16 protein-coding genes are annotated in these 19,108 nt (G+C 63.8%); 3 read left to right on the forward strand and 13 right to left on the reverse strand.

Going from position 1 to position 19,108, the window contains the following annotated elements; all coding sequences use genetic code 11:
* Positions 1-18: 18 nt before the first annotated feature.
* On the forward strand, positions 19-1,878 hold the full coding sequence (locus LVE68_RS07130; protein WP_233006331.1) for a DUF885 domain-containing protein: 1,860 nt from the start codon (positions 19-21) through the stop codon (positions 1,876-1,878).
* Between the two features lie 318 nt (positions 1,879-2,196).
* Here LVE68_RS07130 and rsgA read toward each other — a convergent pair whose 3' ends face one another.
* A complete protein-coding gene (gene rsgA / locus LVE68_RS07135; RefSeq protein ID WP_233006332.1) occupies positions 2,197-3,342 on the reverse strand; it encodes a ribosome small subunit-dependent GTPase A in 1,146 nt (381 codons plus the stop codon).
* A gap of 695 nt (positions 3,343-4,037) precedes the next feature.
* Here rsgA and pulA point away from each other — a divergent pair.
* Both pulA and LVE68_RS07145 read left to right on the forward strand, forming a co-directional pair.
* Entirely contained in the window at positions 4,038-7,391 is a 3,354-nt protein-coding gene (gene pulA / locus LVE68_RS07140; protein WP_233006333.1) for a pullulanase-type alpha-1,6-glucosidase, read from the forward strand.
* A 211-nt stretch (positions 7,392-7,602) separates the two neighbouring features.
* Positions 7,603-8,676 carry a major royal jelly family protein gene (locus LVE68_RS07145; RefSeq protein ID WP_233006334.1) on the forward strand — a complete coding sequence of 358 codons (1,074 nt, stop codon included), beginning with the start codon at positions 7,603-7,605 and terminating at the stop codon, positions 8,674-8,676.
* Between the two features lie 164 nt (positions 8,677-8,840).
* Here the strand turns inward: LVE68_RS07145 and ribA are convergent, their stop codons facing one another.
* The 12 genes from ribA to glyA all read right to left on the reverse strand — a co-directional run bounded on the left by ribA (position 8,841) and on the right by glyA (position 19,026).
* The gene (gene ribA, locus LVE68_RS07150; protein WP_233006335.1) at positions 8,841-9,458 is read right to left on the reverse strand and encodes a GTP cyclohydrolase II; all 618 of its coding nucleotides are present in this window, start codon (positions 9,456-9,458) and stop codon (positions 8,841-8,843) included.
* A 15-nt stretch (positions 9,459-9,473) separates the two neighbouring features.
* The gene (locus tag LVE68_RS07155; protein WP_233006336.1) at positions 9,474-10,112 is read right to left on the reverse strand and encodes a retropepsin-like aspartic protease family protein; all 639 of its coding nucleotides are present in this window, start codon (positions 10,110-10,112) and stop codon (positions 9,474-9,476) included.
* Positions 10,113-10,147: 35 nt separating this feature from the next.
* Positions 10,148-10,642 carry a phosphatidylglycerophosphatase A family protein gene (locus LVE68_RS07160; protein ID WP_233006337.1) on the reverse strand — a complete coding sequence of 165 codons (495 nt, stop codon included), beginning with the start codon at positions 10,640-10,642 and terminating at the stop codon, positions 10,148-10,150.
* Positions 10,643-10,645: 3 nt separating this feature from the next.
* Positions 10,646-11,623, reverse strand: a complete 978-nt coding sequence (gene thiL, locus LVE68_RS07165) for a thiamine-phosphate kinase (RefSeq protein ID WP_233006338.1) — start codon at positions 11,621-11,623, stop codon at positions 10,646-10,648.
* Between the two features lie 11 nt (positions 11,624-11,634).
* Entirely contained in the window at positions 11,635-12,078 is a 444-nt protein-coding gene (gene nusB, locus LVE68_RS07170) for a transcription antitermination factor NusB (protein WP_233006339.1), read from the reverse strand.
* 126 nt (positions 12,079-12,204) lie between these two features.
* Complete coding sequence (gene ribH / locus LVE68_RS07175) at positions 12,205-12,675, reverse strand: 6,7-dimethyl-8-ribityllumazine synthase (protein ID WP_233006340.1); 471 nt, start codon at positions 12,673-12,675, stop codon at positions 12,205-12,207.
* A gap of 80 nt (positions 12,676-12,755) precedes the next feature.
* The gene (gene ribBA, locus LVE68_RS07180; RefSeq protein ID WP_233006341.1) at positions 12,756-13,868 is read right to left on the reverse strand and encodes a bifunctional 3,4-dihydroxy-2-butanone-4-phosphate synthase/GTP cyclohydrolase II; all 1,113 of its coding nucleotides are present in this window, start codon (positions 13,866-13,868) and stop codon (positions 12,756-12,758) included.
* Positions 13,869-13,927: 59 nt separating this feature from the next.
* Entirely contained in the window at positions 13,928-14,590 is a 663-nt protein-coding gene (locus LVE68_RS07185; protein ID WP_233006342.1) for a riboflavin synthase, read from the reverse strand.
* 26 nt (positions 14,591-14,616) lie between these two features.
* Complete coding sequence (gene ribD / locus LVE68_RS07190) at positions 14,617-15,750, reverse strand: bifunctional diaminohydroxyphosphoribosylaminopyrimidine deaminase/5-amino-6-(5-phosphoribosylamino)uracil reductase RibD (protein WP_233006343.1); 1,134 nt, start codon at positions 15,748-15,750, stop codon at positions 14,617-14,619.
* A complete protein-coding gene (gene nrdR, locus LVE68_RS07195) occupies positions 15,747-16,211 on the reverse strand; it encodes a transcriptional regulator NrdR (protein WP_233006344.1) in 465 nt (154 codons plus the stop codon). The genes ribD and nrdR overlap by 4 nt, the downstream gene beginning before the upstream one ends.
* Before the next feature lie 100 nt (positions 16,212-16,311).
* A complete protein-coding gene (locus tag LVE68_RS07200) occupies positions 16,312-17,412 on the reverse strand; it encodes an extracellular solute-binding protein (RefSeq protein WP_233006345.1) in 1,101 nt (366 codons plus the stop codon).
* 348 nt (positions 17,413-17,760) lie between these two features.
* Positions 17,761-19,026, reverse strand: coding sequence for a serine hydroxymethyltransferase (gene glyA, locus LVE68_RS07205; RefSeq protein WP_233006346.1), 1,266 nt, complete (start codon positions 19,024-19,026; stop codon positions 17,761-17,763).
* Between the last annotated feature and the right edge of the window lie 82 nt (positions 19,027-19,108).

Below are 19,108 nucleotides of genomic sequence, written 5' to 3' on the forward strand. Positions count from 1 at the left end.
ATTCCCAACGAGGTATCCATGTCTCTTTTCCGCAAATCCCTGATTGCCGCCATCGGCCTGTGTGCCGCGGCCGGCACCACAGCCATGGAAGAACGCGCTTTCGACGAGGCCTTTGCCGAGCTGCCCGGCGACGGCGCCGCAGCCCAGCTGAAGGGCCTGCAGGACCTGCGCTACCGCTGGATCATGGAGAGCTACCCGGCGAGTGCCACTTACCGGGGCTACCCCGGTGTCGACGACCGCTGGACCGATGCGTCCCTGGACGGTATCAAGCGCCGCCAGGAGCAGACCCGTCGCATGCTCGCTGCCAGCCGCCAGCTCGACGAGGAGGCGCTGCCGGAAGAGCTGCAACTGGATTACCAGCTGCTGTACCAGGACCTGCTGACCGAGGTGAAGGGTTTCCAGTTCCGCGACCACCTGTTGCCGGTCACCCATATGAGCGGCATCCAGCGCAATGTGCCCGGGGTCCTGAACGCCATGGCCAGGGGCAATGCCGATGACTACGAGAACATCCTCACCCGCCTGGAAAAGCTGCCGGCACTGGTACAGCAGACGCGGGAGCTGATGGCCCGCGGCCTGGAACAGAACATTACCCCGCCGCAGATCACCCTGCGTGACCTGCCGGACCAGGTCCGCGCCCTGATCCCGGAGAACCCGGACGAGAGCCCGCTGCTGAAGCCGTTCAACGAGATGCCGGCGAGCATCCCCGCCGCCCAGCAGCGGCGCCTGAAAAAGCGCGCCCACGCCCTCTACCGCGACGAGCTGGCACCGGCCTGGCGCGTGATGGCGGAATTTGTGGAGCGGGACTATATCCCCGGTGCGGTGACCGACACCGCCTTTACCAGCCGCCCCGACGGCCTGCGCTGGTACGCCCACAAGGTGCGTGAGAACACCACCACCGCACTGAGCCCGGCGGAGATCCACCGCATCGGCCTCAATGAGGTAAAGCGTATCCGCGGCGAGATGCAGAAGATCATCGCCGAGACCGGGTTCGAGGGCGATTTCGATGCCTTCACCGAATTCCTGCGTACCGACCCGCGCTTCTTCCACACCAGCCGCGAGGCGCTGATGCGGGACTACCGCGATATCGCCAAGCGCATCGACGGGGAACTGCCGAAGCTGTTCGGCAAACTGCCGCGCCTGCCCTATGGTGTGAAGCGAATCCCGGAGTACTCGGAGAAATCCCAGACCACCGCCTATTACATGCCCGGCTCCATCGAGGCTGGCCGTGCAGGGGTCTTCTTCGCCAACACCTATGCGCTGGACAGCCGCCCGAAATGGGAGATGGAAGCCCTGACCGTGCATGAGGCGATGCCCGGCCACCACCTGCAGATCGCCCTGGCGCAGGAACTGGAGGGTGTGCACCCACTGCGCCGGCTGGGCGGCTACACCGCCTTCGTCGAGGGCTGGGGCCTGTATTCCGAGAGCCTGGGCCACGACCTGGGCATGTACCAGGATCCCTACAGCCGCTTCGGCGCCCTGACCTATGACATGTGGCGCGCCGTGCGCCTGGTAGTGGACACCGGCATGCACCAGCTGGGCTGGAGCCGCGAGCAGGCGATCGAGTACTTCATGAATAACAGTGCCAAGCCCCGGCACGATGTCACCGTGGAGATCGACCGCTACCTGGTGTGGCCGGGCCAGGCCCTGGCCTACAAACTGGGCCAGCTGAAAATCAAGGCGCTGCGGGCCGCGGCGGAAGAGGAGCTGGGTAACAGTTTCGATATCCGCGCCTTCCACGACCACCTGCTGGGTGCCGGTGCCGTACCGCTGAATGTGCTGGAAACCCGCATGACCGCCTGGATCGAAAGCCAGGCCTCACAGCGCGCCAACAACGGGACAACCAAGAGCAGCGCCGGGCAGGCCGCCGCTTCCCTGTAACCCACCTCCCGGGGCGGGCATCCCGCCCGTCCCCTCCCCGGGCGAACTCAAGGTTCGCCCCTACGCCCAACGATTCACCTGTATCCGACTGCGAGGGCCGGGGCGCCCCGGAGGTCGCCGTAGCACCCGGGAACCCCACCGCGCGACCGTAGGAGCGGCCGCTGGCCGCGACGCAGGGCATCAGCATCTGAGGGCGCCGCAACCGGGCGAACACAAGGTTCGCCCCTACAATCCTGATTCACCGATAGGGGCGGATCTTGTATCCGCCCACTCCGACGTGCCTGCCCAGGCCTGGTTCCGGCCAGGACCGGCATGTCGTCAGTCCCCACGCTGCTTGCGGTTGCGTGCATGCCCCTGCACCGCCCGGTACATTTGCCCCAGGGCTTTATCACCGGCGCGTTGCTCTGCCAGCGTGCGGTTGTTACGGGCAACTTCCCGTTCCAGCTTGCGCCAGTTGTGCAGTCTGCGCTCGTCCAGCTCGCCGCTGTCCAGCGCCGCGATTACCGCGCAGCCCGGTTCCGACTGGTGCCGGCAGTCGGCAAAGCGGCACTGCGACGCGAGTACCCCGATATCTCCAAACGCCTCCTCGAGTCCCCTCTCCACACCGGCGAGCCCCAGCTCCCGCATACCCGGGCTGTCCAGCAGCAGGGCGCCCCCCGGTAGCGGGTAGAGTTCCCGGTGGCGGGTGGTATGGCGCCCCTTGCTGTCGTCCTCGCGGATAGCGGCAATGGCGGCTTGTTGCTCGCCGCTCAGGGTATTTAGCAGGGTCGACTTGCCCACCCCGGAGGATCCCAGAAGAGCCACTGTTTCGCCCACTCCGCACCAGCCCCGTAATGGCTCCACGCTGTCCGGGTCAGTGGCATTGAGTGCCAGCGCCTGGATATCGGGCAGCTCCCGCAGCCGGTCCAGGTAATCCCCCGGGGCGTCACACTGGTCCGCTTTTGTCAGCACCACCACTGGCCGCGCGCCGGTGGCCCGTACCAGCGCCAGGTAACGCTCGATACGCGACAGGTTGAAGTCGTGATTGCAGGAGGACACCACCACCGCAGTGTCCACATTGGCTGCGATCAACTGGGTGCGCTGCCCCCCGGGCGCCATGCGCTGGAACAGGCTCTGCCGTTCCAGGCAGCGCTGCGCCCGGCGCGACTCCCGGTCCAGCAGCAGCCAGTCGCCCACGGTGACACGCTGCCCACCGGTATCACCGGACGCCGGCTCGTTGAAAAATGTGCCGCCCAGGGCCAGGACTTCCTCGCCCTGCTCCCCGGCCAGCAACAGCCGGTCCCGGTGTACGGCCATCACCCGGAGCGGGTCACAGGCCTCCAGCTCCTCTAGAGCCAGTTGTTGCTGGAAGAAAGGCTTCCATCCCAGCAGTTGCAGCGGGGAAAGTGATGGCGCCGTGGCGCGCCCATTATCAGCACCGCCGTGACGGATCGGCGGACGGCGTGAAATCAGTGATTTGCTCATTGCAGTAAACCCGGTTTTTGCGCACAGGCGCGAGTCAGCCACACCAGAAAAGGTGGCGGGCGGATTTCCGGTAAGGGGAAACCCGGCGAATCGATGGAAACTTGTCGCCGGGTGGAAGCGCGGGTTCGCGGCGCGAGGCAGGTGCAGGCACCAGCCCGGATGCGCGGGGAACGGATTTGGCGCTACACGGCCCGGCGGAGGGTAACGACAATCATCTGGGATCCTCCGTGGCAAAGTGTGGACAGGAATAACCTGTGGGAAATTAGCACCGGGGGCCGGCGCCCGCAAGCCTGCAGCCGGGCGTAAAAAACTCTGAAGGGGAAGCGGAAACGAAAAAGCCGGCGAAACGCCGGCCTTTATACCCAGCTATAGCGAGTGCATCACCTTTCTCGACTCGCCACAACCAGATGGACTGAGTATAGACAAAGAGAAATTCATGCAATGCCTTACTCGCAAACAATATTCCCCTGACCCCGTTTCCGCCCTGTGACACTTTTATAAAAATTATGTGACAGCGATCACCTGAAAAGAGGGACGAGACGCCAAAAGGGCCCACTTATTACCTCCGCCCCCGGGGGTGGGAGGAGGCCGCCGTTTGGGTGGGGTTCAATGGGGACAGGGGGAAGTTCCTGACACTCCCCGCTCAATCCAGAACGACAAAGCCTCAATAACAATAAACCCGAGGAACCACACCTATGCGATCCACGAGAGTCCTCCCGATACCGGCGCGCCCCGCGCACCTGGCCCTGGCAATCACCGCCGGTGTGCTGGCCACCAGCCTGCCGGCATATGCCAGTGACACCCCGGCCCCCGCCGCCGTGAACATCCCCGGCACTGTCCAGGGCCCCATCGGCTGCCCCGGTGACTGGCAGCCGGAGTGTGCCGCCAGCATGCTGGGTTACGACAGCGCCGACAACAAGTGGCAGGGCAGCTTTCCATTGCCCGCCGGCTACTACGAATACAAGACGGCCCTGAACAGCAGCTGGGATGAAAACTATGGCCAGGGCGCCATCCGCAACGGCGGCAATATCCCGCTGCAGCTGGATAGCCCCCGTGACGTTAAGTTCTATTACGATCACGAGACCCACTGGATTACCGACAGCGTCAACAGCACCATCGCCACCGTGGCCGGCAATTTCCAGTCCGAGCTCGGTTGCCCCGGCGACTGGCAGCCGGACTGCCTGCGCAGCTGGATGCAGGATGTCGACGGCGATGGCATCTACACCTTCCTCTCCACCGAGATCCCCGCCGGCAATTACGAGTTCAAGGTGGCCCTGGACGAGAACTGGAGCGAGAGCTACGGCAATAACGGCGGCAATGTGCCCTTTACTGTGGACGCTGACGGCGACGAGATCTATTTCGCCTTCGATACCAGTACCCGCCAGGTCACCGTCAGCACCGACGGCATTCCCCGTGGCGACCTGGGCCTGGACAAGGCGCACTGGGTCGACAGCCAGACCTTCGCCTGGAATATCTCCATCGGGGAAGGTGACACCGTCATGCTGCATTACAGTGACAGCGCCGGGCTGGTACTGGGTGCCGATGGGGTCAGCGGAGACGGTGCCGTCGCACTCCAGCAGACCGGCGGGCTGCCCGCGGCAGCACAGGAGAAATTCCGCCACCTGTCCGGTTACACCGCCCTGACCCTGCCGGCAGATGCACCCGCGATCGAATCCCTGGTGCAGAAGCAGCTGGCGCTGGCGGTGTACGACAGTGAGGGCAAGCTGCGCGATGCCACTGGTATCCAGCTACCCGGCGCTCTCGATGACGCCTTCACTTACGACGGCAAGCTCGGCGCCGAGGTGCTCGATGACCGGGTTGTGTTCCGCCTCTGGGCCCCCTCCGCGCGCTCCCTCAACCTGCAGCTGTTCAGCACCTCCGGCCAGGACTCCGCGGACATGGTGGTCCCCATGCAGCGCGACCCGGAAACCGGCGTGTGGACCGCCGAGGTAAGCAGTGAGTGGGACCGCAAGTTCTATCTCTACGAGGTTGAGGTCTATTCCTACTTCAGCCGCGACATCGAGACCAACCTGGTAACGGATCCCTACTCCCTCAGCCTGTCGGTCAACAGCGGCAAGAGCCAGGTAATCAACCTGGACGATGCCGACCTGAAACCCCGCGGCTGGGACCGGCTGCGCAAGCCCGCCCTGGCACAGCCGGAGGATATCTCCGTCTATGAGCTGCACGTGCGGGATTTCAGTATCGAGGATGAATCCGTTGCCGAACAGCAGCGGGGCACTTTCAGCGCATTCGCACAGCGCAACAGTGATGGCATGCGTCACCTGCGCCGCCTGGCCAGGTCCGGCCTGACCCATGTGCACCTGCTGCCGGCGTTTGATTTTGCCACCGTCAACGAGGATCCCTCACAGCGGGCGGCGACACCGGACCTCAGCATGTACGCGCCCGACAGCCCGGAACAACAGGCGGCGGTCAATGCGATCCGCGATGCCGACGGCTTCAACTGGGGCTACGACCCGCTCCACTTTACGGTGCCCGAGGGCAGCTACAGCACTGCGCCCGATGGCGCCGCGCGGATTCGCGAGTTCCGCGAAATGGTGCAGGGGCTGGGCAAGAGTGGCCTGCGCCTGGTAATGGATGTGGTTTACAACCACACCAGTTCCTTTGGCCAGTACCAGAATTCGGTTCTGGACAAGATCGTCCCGGGCTATTACCACCGCCGCAACGGCGACGGCGGCGTGGAAATGAGCAGTTGCTGCGCCAACACGGCCAGTGAACACGCCATGATGGAAAAACTGATGATCGATTCCATGCTGGTGTGGGCCCGAGACTACAAGGTGGACGGTTTCCGCTTCGACCTGATGGGCCACCACAGCCTGGACAATATCCTCAACACCAGGGAGGCGCTGGGCGCACTGACCCCGCAGCGGGACGGTGTCGACGGCGGCAGCATCTACCTCTACGGTGAGGGCTGGAACTTCGGTGAGGTGGCCAACGATGCCCGCTTCAAGCAGGCGCGCCAGTCGAATATGGCCGGAACCGGTGTGGGCACCTTCAACGACCGGCTGCGCGACAGTGTGCGCGGCGGTAACCCCTTCGGCGGCTACGAGGAGCAGGGCTTTGGTACCGGCCTCTACACCGACTCCAATGGCCGCTTTAACAATGGCGAAGGGGGTGGTGACAACGAACGCGCCACCCTGTTGACGCTGGCGGACAAGGTGCGGGTTTCCCTGGCCGGCAACCTGGCGGATTTCCCGCTGATCGATTCCTACGGCAACGTGATTACCGGCGCGGAGCTGGTCTATAACGGCCAGCCCACCGGCTATACCCGCGACCCGCAGGAGTCAATCAACTATATCGCTGCCCACGACAACGAAACCCTGTTCGACGGCATCCAGATCAAGGCCAACAGCAGCGCCACTATTGACGAGCGCGTACGCATGCAGGCCTTCAGCAATTCACTGGTGCTGTTTGCCCAGGGAGTGCCGTTTATCCATGCCGGCCAGGAATTCCTGCGCTCCAAGTCCATGGACCGTGACAGCTACAACTCCGGTGACTGGTTCAACGCGCTGGATTTCAGTTTCAGCAGCGGTAACTGGGGTGTGGGCCTGCCGGTCGCGGACAAGAATGAGGACAAGTGGCCGTTGATGGCGCCGCTGCTGGCCAACCCGGATATCGCACCGCAGCGCAAGCATCGCCTCGACACCATTGCACTGTTCCGTGAGCAGCTGGCGATTCGCAACAGCTCGCGGCTGTTCCGCCTGCCCGATGCCGACGCCGTGGTGGAGCATGTGCGGTTCCTGAATATGGGACCGGACCAGGTGCCGGGACTGATCGCCATGCAGCTGCTGGATGAGGAAGGCCGGTTCGATCGCCGCCACAAGGAGATACTGGTGCTATTCAACGGTGATGACGAAGCGGTGGCGTTTTCCAGCAAGGAACTGCAGGGCAAGCCATTCGTGCTGCACCCACACCAGCGGCACTCCGCAGACCAGCGCCTGCGCGGGGTGGATTTCGATCGCCGGTCCGGCAGTGTCTCGATTCCGGGACGGACCACCGCGGTACTGGTCAATTACCGCGGCTCGCACTGACCGACTGACAGGCAGCAACCCCACAGGGCCGGCATTGCGCCGGCCTTTTTCTTGCGCGCTTGAAGGGCTTTTTGCTGCCCGGGGGTGACGCTATGCTGTAATTTCAACAGGCTGCAGCTGTCGCCGGGTCATCCAGTGGCGCACAAGCCACCGTAAATGACAGGCAGTTTCCCAACCGATTCCCCGCTATAACAGCCCGGAGATATCACGGATGAGCTTACTCAGAAGACTGCTGACCGTCAGCATTTTTACTCTGCTATTTACTGCCAATGGCCACTCCGCCGATACGGGCCCAACACAGGCGGAAAAGGTCAGTGCCATCCAGGGAGTGCAGACAACCGGCATCACCGTTACCGACGCTGGCAGGATCTTCACCAATGCACCGAACTGGCGGGATGGCGTGCCCTTTGCCGTCGCAGAGGTCGACCGGGACACTGGCGAGTACCTGCCCTACCCCAATAGCGCCATGAACCGTTGCGTGGCAGACAGCACTGCCCGGGATGACTGCTTCCTGGCCGTGCAGTCCGTGGTGGCCCATGACAACAAACTCTATGTCCTCGATACACGCAACCCGAAATTCCAGGGTGTGGTAGATGCTCCACGCATTTTCGTTTTCGACCTGGACAGCAACAAACTGGAGCGCGTGCTTTTACTCAGCAATGCCGGCTATCACCCCGATTCCTACATCAATGACCTGCGCATTGATAGGGCGGCGGGCCGCATCTACATGACGGATTCCAACCACCCGGGGCTGGTGGTTTACGAGCTGGCCCAGGGAGAGAATGGGAACAAGGGGAAGAGCTATCGGGTGCTGGACGATCACAAGAGCACACGGGCGGAGCAGGACTACCTGACCATCGACGGCAAGCGCTGGAACAATACGGTGCACAGTGACGGTATTGCCCTCGACCTCAAAGACAAGGTGCTCTATTTCCACGCCCTGACCGGTTACACCCTGTATGCAATCGATACCCGTTACCTGGAAGACAGTGGGGACGCCGCCGCCCACGTCCGCAGGGTGGCGAGGACCAGCGCCCCCGATGGCATGATCCTGGACCAGCAGGGCAACCTGTATTTCGCCGACCTGGAAAACCATAAAATCCTCTACCGCGATCCAGCCGGGGAGACACATGTGCTGGTGGAAGGTGACAGGGTTCGCTGGGCCGACACCTTCAGCATTCACGACGGTATGCTGTATTACACCAACAGCCGCATCCACGAGGTCACCGGGCCCATCGACGATATGGAGTTCGGTATCTACCGGGTGCCGCTGCCGGGCCTCTGAGCGCTGAAGGCAGCACCGCTGCCGCGAATATAACGCCGGGAGGAAACCCGCCCTGCAGGCGAGTGCCGCGGAAAAGTGTTTGCAAGGACAGGGGTTACAGCGCGGGGGATGCGGGCGGACACAAGGTCCGCCCCTACGGCAGAAACATCAGGCAGTGGGAAGGCTCAGGACTCTTGGCCATCCCCCTCTTCCTCGTCGTTGAGCAGGTGGCCCAGCTTGCCCCGCTTGGTGGAGAGGTACTTGATATTATGCGGGTTGCGGCCGGTCTGGTGGGACAGGCGCTCCACTACTTTCACCCCCAGGTCTTCCAGCGCTTTCACCTTGCGCGGGTTGTTGGTCATGAGGCGGATGGAGCCGATATGCAGGTGGTCCAGCATTGCCTTCAGGATCGAGTAATCGCGCATATCCGCACCGAAGCCCAGCTGCTCATTGGCCTCCACCGTATCGGCGCCGCAATCCTGCAGCTTGTAGGCGCGGATCTTGTTCAGCAGGCCGATGCCGCGCCCTTCCTGGCGCAGGTAAAACACTGCCCCACGCCCCTCCATCGCAATGCGGTGCAGCGCATGCTGCAGCTGCGCACCGCAGTCACAGCGCAGCGAGAACAGGGCGTCACCGGTAAGGCACTCGGAGTGAATCCGGGCCAGCACCGGCTCATCGGTATCCAGGTCACCCATGGTGAGCACCAGGTGCTCCTTGCCGGTGTCGGTCTCCTCGAACCCGTGCATCTCAAACATGCCCCAGGGGGTGGGTAGCTTGGAGGATTCCACAAAGCGAATGGTCAAGTTCTTACCTCATCATCAATTGCGCGCGCGCAGGATCAGCATGCCGCGCTGCTGTTCCATATCCAGCCGGCTCAGGAAACTGTTGCCCAGCAGGGTGATATGGGGAAAGTTGTTGGCGTGCACTGTCGCCTCGATATTGTGCAGCTTGATACTACCCACCGTGACGCTGGCAAGTGTTACCCGGTAGGCACGGGTGACCCCATTGGCCGTGGCCACACGTACCGGCTCGGCGCGCTCCAGGTCCAGGCCCAGCCGTTGTGCGGTAGGGAAGTTGAACGCGATGCTGGTCGCGCCGGTATCCACCAGCACCGGCACCCTGAGCCCATTGACCCAGGCATCGGTGCTGAAATGGCCGCGGCTGTCCGCCACCAGGCGCACTTCCTTCCGCTCGCTCTTCGCATAACGCGCCGCCACTGGGGCATCCAGGGTCAGTTTCTGCTCGCGGTCACCGACCTTCACCCGCGCGAATTCGCTATTCGCTTCCAGCAGGCGTACCCCCTCGGGAGAGGTCTCGCCGCTCTTGAGCAGTCGCTGCCTGCCGTCCACCTCGAGCATGGCGCTGGTGCCGAACAGCGCTTTCAGCTGTACCTGCTGCGCCCACAGGGGTGACGAGCAGAGCAGGAGGCAACAGGCAAGCAGGCGACGAAGTTTCACGGTGGCAATCCCCTTTCACCGGTCCGCAAACCGGTCTATCCCATCCAGGCCGCGGTCAGCTGCAACACCAGCGCCGCGTATCCGGCCGCCAGTATATCGTCGAGCATAATCCCCACACCACCGTGCACCCGGCGGTCCACCCAGCCGATGGGCTGCGGCTTGGCGATATCGAACAGGCGGAACAGCACGAACCCGTACAGGGCCCAGCCCCATCCCGCCGGCGCCAGGAACATGGTCAGCCAGTAGCCCACCATCTCGTCCCAGACGATGCCGCCGTGGTCGTGCACCCCCAGGGCCCGCGAGGCGGTACCGCAGAGGTAGCAGCCCACCGCCGCACTGATTACCACCACCGCCAGGTACTGGACCGGCGGCAGGTGCTGCAGCAGCCACCAGAATGGCAGCGCCATCAGGGTTCCGAAGGTACCCGGGGCTTTAGGCGCCAGGCCGGACCCGAAGCCAAATGCCAGCAGCATGGTGGGACTGCGCAGTAGCTGGGCGGCGGTGGGCTGGGGGATGGAGGTATCTGTCATAGTTCAAAAGTGCCGGTATCCGGGCTGTTTTGCCAGCCACTCCTCGCCATCGAGCAGGCAGCGAACTCGCGCCCGTTCCTGTGTGCCCCGGGGCCGCGCCACCAGGGTGCCGATCCGTACTGGCCTGGCACCGTGTGCGGCGCAGCGCTCTGCCACCTCGCCCGCCCTCGACGGCGGGGCAGTAAAACAGAGCTGGTAATCGTCGCCGCCGGTGGCGGCCAGCTCCAGTGCCCCCTCACCCGCCAACTCGGCGGCCAGGGGGTCCACCGGCAGTCGCGCCATATCGAGTTCCGCATCCAGGTCACTGGCGGCGCAGATATGGCCCAGGTCCCCCAGCAGGCCATCGGAAATATCCAGGGCGCTGGTGGCCAGCCCCGCGACAGCCGCTGCGGTCTGCAGCTGCGGCTCCGGCGAGTAGTAGGCGCGCTGGGCGCGCTGGTAAAGCTCCGGGGCCACCTCGCGTTCGCCGAGAATCACCGGCAGCGCTGCCGCAGCCGCACCCAGTGGCCCACTGACAAACACCGCGTCTCCCGCCCGGGCCCCGTCGCGGCGCAGCGGCGCCGAGGTGCTGCCGGTTACCTGCACGGTAATCGTCAACGGGCCCTTGGTGGTATCGCCGCCCACCAGGGAAATCCCGTAGGCTTGCGCTGTCTGTAACAGCCCATCGGCAAAGCCGCGGAGCCAGTCCGGATCGCTCTCCGGCAGGGTCAGCGCCAGGGTAAACCAGAGCGGGCGGGCGTTCATTCCCGCCAAGTCGCTCAGGTTTACCCGCAACGCACGCCCGGCCAGCAGGGCCGGGTCAGCACCGTCGGGAAAATGGCGCCCGGCCACCAGCGTGTCGACACTGGTGGCCAGCTGCTCCCCGGCGGGCGGTTGCAGCAATGCGCAGTCATCGCCAATGCCCAGCACCACCCCCTCGCCGCGCGGTGCGCCGGCGAAATACTCGCGGATAATCTCGAACTCGCCGGGGGGCGTGCGCATGGCCAGGATGCTCAGCCCTGCTTGTCGGCGTTCACTTCCGCCGCGCGCACGTCTGCGGCGGTCTTGTCGAGAATGCCGTTGATATATTTGAAAGCATCGGTGGGGCCGAACTTCTTCGCCAGCGCCACCGACTCATTGATCACCACCTTGTAGGGCACGTCGATACGGTTCTGCAATTCATAGGTGGCCATACGCAGCAAGGCACGGGACACCGGGTCCAGCGCCTCGATACCGCGGTCCAGGTGCGGGCCGAACGCTCCCTCGACTTCGTCGAGGTTCTTGGCCACACCGTGGAAAAGGTCGCGGAAATACGCCACGTCCGTCTTGCTCATATCGTTGTCGGCGTGAAACTCGGCCTCGATGGCATTCAGGCTGGCGCCGGCCATCTGCCACTGGTACAGCGCCTGCATGGCGTAGTGGCGCGCCTTGCGGCGCGCGGATGCGGTAACGGTCATTATCAATTCCGATTCAAAAACTGTAGGAGCGGCCTCAGGCCGCGATTGCTGTTCCATGCCAGCGTCTACCGGTCGCGGCCACGGGCCGCTCCTACGAGATTATCCACTAACCGGTGTAACCCGGCTTCAGACTTTACCCAGTAGAGACACCATCTCGAGCGCGGTTTCCGCCGCCTCGCAGCCCTTGTTGCCGGCCTTGGTGCCGGAGCGCTCGATGGCCTGCTCGATGGAGTCCACGGTCAGCACGCCGAAGGTCACCGGCACGCCACTGTCGAGGGAAACCTGTGCCAGGCCCTTGGTGCACTCGCCCGCCACATACTCAAAGTGCGGGGTGCCGCCACGGATAACCGCGCCCAGCGCGATGATGGCGTCATAGCGACCGCTGGCCGCCAGCTTCTTGGCCGCCAGCGGGAACTCGAAGGCACCCGGCGCGTAGTAAATGGTGATGTCCTCTTCCTTGATGCCCTTGCGGCGCAGGGTATCCAGGGCGCCATCTTTCAGGCTTTCCACCACAAAGCTGTTCCAGCGGCTCACCAGCAGGGCATATTTGCCATGGCAGCCGACGAAATCCCCTTCGATAACCTTGATCTTGCTCATCGTTGTTTCCAGATACGTTCTTGTGTCTTACAGGCGCCTGCCGCGCAGGCGAAAATTCGCCCCCCAGGGGGGCGCTCAAATCAATCGTCCGCGTTCAGGTACTCTTCCACTTCCAGGTCGAAACCGGAAATGGCGCTGAAACGGAAAGGTGCGCTCATCAGGCGCATTTTGCGCACCTTGAGGTCCCGCAGGATCTGCGAGCCGGTGCCCACCTGCTTGTAGACCAGGTCCTGGCTGGGACGCTGCTGCTTGCCGCTGATCAGCCAGTCGATGCTCTCCTCGATCTCCTCGGTGGTCTCATTGTGGCAGATCAGTACCACCACACCCTTGCCCTCCTTTTCCACCCGCTGCATGGCGCGGCGGAAGGTCCAGGGGGTGTATTTTTCGTCGCCGCGGCGGATGGTAAGCACGTCGCGCAGGGTGTTGCCCACATGGACCCGCACCAGCGTCGGCTCCTCCGGGCTGGGCTCGCCCTTGATAAAGGCGAAGTGGCGCTCGCGGCGCGCCTTGTCCAGGTAAGTGCGCAGCGTGAAATTGCCGTACTCGGTCTCCACCTGGCGCTCGTTGGTGCACTCCACGGTGGTCTCGTTCAGCGCGCGGTAGTTGATCAGGTCGGCGATGGTGCCGATTTTCAGGTTGTGGGTCTTGGCAAAGGTCTCCAGGTCCGGGCGCCGCGCCATGGTGCCGTCTTCATTCATGATCTCGACGATCACCGCCGCCGACTCGAACCCGGCCAGGCGCGCCAGGTCACAGCTGGCCTCAGTGTGGCCGGCGCGGCTCAGCACGCCGCCGGGCTGGGCCATGATCGGGAAGATATGCCCCGGCTGGACGATATCCCGCGGCTTCGCATTGCGCGCCACCGCGGCGCGCACGGTGCGGGCGCGGTCGGCGGCGGAGATGCCAGTGGTTACACCGTCGGCAGCCTCGATGGAAACCGTGAAATTGGTGCTGAACTGGGCACCGTTGTCCTGTGACATCAGCGGCAGGTCCAGCTGCTCGCAGCGCTCCCGGGACATAGGCAGGCAGATCAGGCCGCGGGCATGGGTGGCCATGAAGTTGATATCCTCGGCGCGCACCTGCTCGGCCGCCATCACCAGGTCGCCCTCGTTTTCCCGATCCTCGTCGTCCATCAGGATCACCATTTTGCCCTGGCGGATATCGTCGATCAGTTCTTCAATGGTGTTCAGTTCCATAAATCTCTCTTCGTGTTCGCCTGCAAGCAGGTATCAATTTCCCACTGGGATCGCGGTATTCAGCCCCGGTAAAAACCGTGTTTCGCCAGGAACTCTACGGTCAGCCCATCGCTGTCCGGCTCTGCGGCCTTGTCCCCCAGCAGCAATCGCTCAAGGTAGCGGGCGATCAGGTCCACCTCCAGGTTGACCCGGGTGCCCGCCTGGTAGTCGCCCATCACTGTCTCCTGCAGAGTGTGGGGGACGATGGTCAGCTCGAATTCCGCGCCATCCACCGCATTCACGGTGAGGCTGGTGCCGTCCACCGTGATCGACCCCTTGTGGGCGATATATTTTGCCAGCTGCGCCGGCGCGCGCAGGCGGAAGCGCTCGGCTCGGGCCTCCTGTTTGCGCCAGACCACCTCACCGATACCGTCCACGTGACCGCTGACAATATGGCCACCCAGCCGGGTCTGCGGCGTCAGGGCTTTCTCCAGGTTGACCCGGTCACCCTTTTTCCAGTTACTGACACTGGTGACATCCATGGTCTCGGCGGAAACATCCGCCCAGTAGCCATCGCCCGGCAGGTCCACCACTGTCAGGCAAACGCCGTTGGTGGCGATACTGTCACCCAGCTGCACGTCGCCCAGGTCAAGCTTGCCGCTCTTTACCCGCACCCGCAGGTCGCCGCCCACGGGTTTCAATTCGGTGATCTCGCCTACGGCTTCCACAATACCGGTAAACATCGGGGAAAATCTCCAGTCGGGCGCCGCTAGCGCTCGATGTCTGTGGTGGCGGTAATGCGCCAGTCGTGTCCCACCGCGCGCATGTCGGTGATGGTTATCGGCAACACCGAGCCCATCCGCTCGATGGGCAGCTCGAACAGCGGCCGGGCGGTGCTGCCCAGTAGTTTGGGTGCCATATAGACGATCATCTCGTCCACGTGGCCGCGGTAGAGGAACTCGCCGGAGAGGGTCGCACCGCTCTCCACCAGCACCTCGTTGCACTCCCGGCGCGCCAGCTCCTGCAGCAGGGCCAGCAGGTCCACGCGGCCATCGCCGCCCGCCGGCAGGACGACCACCTCGGCCCCGGCCTTTTCCAGCCGCTCACGGCGCTCCGGCTCGGCCTGTGCGGTCGTGCACACCAGTGTGGGGGCGTCGCCCTGCAATATAAAGGCCCGCGCCGGGGTGCGCAGGTGACTGTCGACGATTACCCGCAGCGGCTGCACTTCCGCCGCCTGCTCGGCGGCGAGCATCTCCAGCGCCATTTCATCGGCGCGGACATTCATATTGGGGTTGTCGAACCGCACGGTGTCCACGCCGGTAACGATCGCACAGCTGCGCGCCCGCAGGCGCTGCACATCGGCGCGTGCCGCGGGGCCGGTAACCCACTTCGACTCGCCACTGGCCATACCCGTACGGCCGTCGAGGCTCATCGCCGACTTGCTGCGCACCAGCGGCAGCCCCAGGGTCATGCGCTTGATAAAGCCCGGATTCAGGGCGCGACAGGCGACTTCCAGCAGCGGGCCCTCGATCTCGATGCCGGCATCCCGCAATATCTGCAGCCCCTGGCCACTGACCGCGGGATTCGGGTCTTCCATACCGTAGACGACCCGGGCCACGCCCGCCTCCACCAGCGCCTGGGCGCAGGGACCGGTCTTGCCGGTATGGCTGCAGGGCTCCAGGGTGACGTAGGCGGTGGCACCGCGGGCGCGGTCGCCGGCGTCCCGCAGCGCCTCGATCTCGGCGTGGGGCAGGCCCGCGCGGCGGTGCCAGCCCTCTCCCACAATGGCGCCGTTGTCATCGACTATCACACAGCCGACACGGGGGTTGGGCATGGTGGTGTAGAGACCGCGCTCCGCCAGCTGCACGGCGCGGTTCATCAGGGCCTGGGGGCTATGGGTCATTGCGGCTCCGTCGGCTTTGTCAGCCGCTCGATTTCCTGGCTGAAGTCACTGACATCCTCGAAGCGGCGGTATACGGAGGCAAAGCGTACATAGGCCACCTGGTCCAGCTCCCGCAGCTGCTCCATCACCAGCTCGCCGACGCGCATGGCCGGCAACTCGCGCTCACCGGTGGCCTGCAGGGCGTGCTTGATCTGGGCCACCGCGGACTCGACCCGCTCGGTGCTGACCGGCCGCTTCTCCACCGCACGCTGGATGCCGGCGCGCAGCTTGTCTTCGTTGAAGGGTTCGCGCTGCCCGTTCTGCTTGATGACACGGGGCAGGAGCAATTCGGCGGTCTCAAAGGTGGTAAAGCGCTCGTGGCAATCGAGGCACTCGCGGCGCCGGCGCACCTGGTCGCCCTCCGCCACCAGGCGCGAGTCGACGACCTTGGTTTCTTCCGCGCTGCAGAAAGGACAGTGCATGGGGTATTCGGCCCTGTAGAAAAACGGGCGGCAGTTTAACACAGGCGGCGCAGCGGGGCGCCACCTGCCGGATCCGGGGGGTTGGGCTCCAGTCGGTTCCCTAGAGGTCCTCCCGCTCGATGATCCGCTGCCAGAGCTTATGGCGCAGGGTCAGCACCCGGCTCTCGGTGGGCAGCGCCATCCAGGCATTGGTCAACTGGGAGCTGTCCGGGTACACGATGGGATTGGCCAGCAACTCCGGGTCCATCAGGTCGCGGGAAGCGGTATTGGCGTTGGCATACTGCAGCTCATTGGAGATCTCGGCGATCACCTCCGGGCGCAGCAGGTAATTCATGAACTGGTAGGCCGCATCCTGATTGGCGGCGCTGGCGGGCATGGCGATGGTATCGATCCACAGCGGGAACCCTTCCCGGGGGGTGACGTAGCGGATCTCAAACTCCTTGCCCGCTTCCCGGGCATCCACCTGCGCCTGCAGGATATCGCCGCTCCAGCCGTGTACCAGGCAATGCCTGCCACTGGCCAGATTCTCGACATATTCGCCGGAATCGAAGTCGGTCACGTGCAGGCGTACTTTCGACAGCAGGTTGGCCACCATCAGCTGGTGCGCGGTGCTCATGCTATTGGGGTCCTTGCCGATGTACTTGAGCCCCACATCGAAAATCTCTTCCGGCGAGCGCATCAGCGTCACGCCGCAGTGATCCAGCCGCTGCAGGCGCACGGGGTCAAACAGCAGGTCCCAGCTGTCGGTGGGCAGGCGCCCGTCAAAGGCCTCCCTGACCGCTTCCACGTTGTAGCCGATGCCCACGGTGCCCCAGAGAAACGGCAGGGCGTAGCGATTGTCCGGGTCGAAGTCCCGCAGGCGCCGCATAAATTCCGGGTCCTGGCTCTCCAGCCCGGACAGGCGACTCTTGTCGAGCGGGCTGAGCAGTCCGGCCTGGATGTAGGCCGCGAGGTTCTCGGTACTGGGAACAATCAGGTCGAACTTCCGCCCGCCATTGATCCAGGCGTCCTCCAGCTCCTCGATATCGTCGTACTCGAAATAGTGCACCCGGATACCGGTCTCGGCCTCGAAACGGGTAATGGTGTTCTCACCGATGTAGTCGGACCAGTTGGCCAGGTGCAGCTCCTGCTGCGCGTCCGCGCCCTGTACCAGGCCAGTGGCCAGCAACAGGACGCCGAAAACTTGTCGGATGGTGCGCATACTCTCCCCCAATATCGCAGCAACGCTGCGGGATTGACCGGCCCCCGCCCAACGGCAGTCCGGCCACCGGCGGAGACATGTGCCCGATACCGCGTGGGCCCCAGAAAAAACTTCCGCCAATCCGGGCGGAGTACGACGGACACACAAATCAAACGGTGCGCCGGGAAGAACCGAATTAGAGTTCGGCTTTTAGGATTGGGCCCATTAAAACAGAATTGCCGGGGGACTGCATCTTCCAGAACAAAAGTCTGCAATCAGGCGGAAAAGGCATAAAAAAAGCGGCCCAAAGGCCGCTTTTAGCAAGAACTGCACCGGCGGGCGCTATCGACGCCCGCGCCTCTTGGCTGCTCAGCCCTTGTACACCGGGAAGCTGGCGCAGATATCCAGTACCTTCTGCTTCACTTCGCCGATGGTGGCTTCCGCATCGCCCTGCTCCAGTGCGTCCAGCACATCACAGATCCAGTGGGTCAGCTGCTTTGTTTCCTCCACACCAAAACCGCGGGTGGTGATGGCCGGGGTACCGACGCGCAGGCCGGAGGTGATGAACGGTGAGCGCGGGTCGTTGGGCACCGCATTCTTGTTCACGGTGATATTGGCACGGCCCAGCGCCTCGTCCGCATCCTTACCGGTGTAATCCTTGCCGATCAGGTCCACCAGCATCAGGTGATCATCGGTACCACCGGATACGATGTTGATGCCGCGGTCGAGGAAGGTATCGGCCATGGCGCGGGCGTTCTCGACCACCTTTTTCTGGTACTGCTTGTACTCCGGGGTCATGGCCTCCTTGAAGGAGACTGCCTTGGCGGCGATCACGTGCATCAGCGGGCCGCCCTGGCCGCCCGGGAATACCGCGGAGTTCAGTTTCTTCTCGATCTCCTCGTTGGCCTTCGCCAGGATGATGCCGCCGCGCGGGCCGCGCAGGGTCTTGTGGGTGGTGGAGGTCACCACGTCGGCGTGGGGGATCGGTGACGGGTACTCACCCGCGGCCACCAGGCCGGCCACGTGGGCCATGTCCACCAGCAGGTAGGCACCCACCTTGTCGGCGATCTCGCGGAAACGCGCCCAGTCCATGACACGGCTGTAAGCGGAGAAACCGCCAACGATCATCTTCGGCTTGTGTTCCAGTGCCAGGCGCTCGACTTCCTCGTAGTCCACCTCGCCGGTTTCCGGGTTCAGGCCGTACTGCACCGCGTTGTAGATCTTGCCGGAGAAGTTCACCCGCGCGCCATGGGTCAGGTGACCGCCGTGGGCCAGGCTCATGCCCAGCACGGTGTCGCCCGGCGCACACAGCGCCTGGTAAACCGCGGCGTTGGCCTGGGAACCGGAGTGCGGCTGCACGTTGGCGTAATCGGCACCAAACAGCTTCTTGGCGCGCTCGATCGCCAGCACTTCCACCTTGTCCACATACTCACAGCCGCCGTAGTAACGCTTGCCCGGGTAACCCTCGGCGTACTTGTTGGTCATGGTGCTGCCCTGCGCCTCCATCACCATCGGGCTGGTGTAGTTCTCGGAGGCGATCAGCTCGATATGCTCTTCCTGGCGGCGGTCCTCTTCCTGGATGGCTTCCCAGACTTCCGGGTCGTAAGAGGAGAGTGTGACTGATGGATCAAACATGGTTTTCCCTCAATAAATCGGGCTGTGGACGCTGCACCGATGGGCACAGGAGCCATTAGCACAACTGTAGAAAGGCGCGCAT

Origin of the sequence: Microbulbifer sp. YPW16 (assembly GCF_021290385.1) — a bacterium.
In the GTDB taxonomy this organism is placed as follows: domain Bacteria; phylum Pseudomonadota; class Gammaproteobacteria; order Pseudomonadales; family Cellvibrionaceae; genus Microbulbifer; species Microbulbifer zhoushanensis.

Bases quoted from the DNA above. Each gene is read 5' to 3' on its own strand.
- rsgA (WP_233006332.1), bottom strand. From the start codon at position 3,342: ATGAGCAAATCACTGATTTCACGCCGTCCGCCGATCCGTCACGGCGGT.
- LVE68_RS07200 (WP_233006345.1), bottom strand. From the start codon at position 17,412: ATGCGCACCATCCGACAAGTTTTCGGCGTCCTGTTGCTGGCCACTGGC.
- LVE68_RS07160 (WP_233006337.1), bottom strand. From the start codon at position 10,642: ATGACAGATACCTCCATCCCCCAGCCCACCGCCGCCCAGCTACTGCGC.
- pulA (WP_233006333.1), top strand. From the start codon at position 4,038: ATGCGATCCACGAGAGTCCTCCCGATACCGGCGCGCCCCGCGCACCTG.
- nusB (WP_233006339.1), bottom strand. From the start codon at position 12,078: ATGACCGTTACCGCATCCGCGCGCCGCAAGGCGCGCCACTACGCCATG.
- thiL (WP_233006338.1), bottom strand. From the start codon at position 11,623: ATGCGCACGCCCCCCGGCGAGTTCGAGATTATCCGCGAGTATTTCGCC.
- LVE68_RS07130 (WP_233006331.1), top strand. From the start codon at position 19: ATGTCTCTTTTCCGCAAATCCCTGATTGCCGCCATCGGCCTGTGTGCC.
- ribBA (WP_233006341.1), bottom strand. From the start codon at position 13,868: ATGGAACTGAACACCATTGAAGAACTGATCGACGATATCCGCCAGGGC.
- LVE68_RS07185 (WP_233006342.1), bottom strand. From the start codon at position 14,590: ATGTTTACCGGTATTGTGGAAGCCGTAGGCGAGATCACCGAATTGAAA.
- ribH (WP_233006340.1), bottom strand. From the start codon at position 12,675: ATGAGCAAGATCAAGGTTATCGAAGGGGATTTCGTCGGCTGCCATGGC.
- glyA (WP_233006346.1), bottom strand. From the start codon at position 19,026: ATGTTTGATCCATCAGTCACACTCTCCTCTTACGACCCGGAAGTCTGG.
- ribD (WP_233006343.1), bottom strand. From the start codon at position 15,750: ATGACCCATAGCCCCCAGGCCCTGATGAACCGCGCCGTGCAGCTGGCG.
- LVE68_RS07145 (WP_233006334.1), top strand. From the start codon at position 7,603: ATGAGCTTACTCAGAAGACTGCTGACCGTCAGCATTTTTACTCTGCTA.
- nrdR (WP_233006344.1), bottom strand. From the start codon at position 16,211: ATGCACTGTCCTTTCTGCAGCGCGGAAGAAACCAAGGTCGTCGACTCG.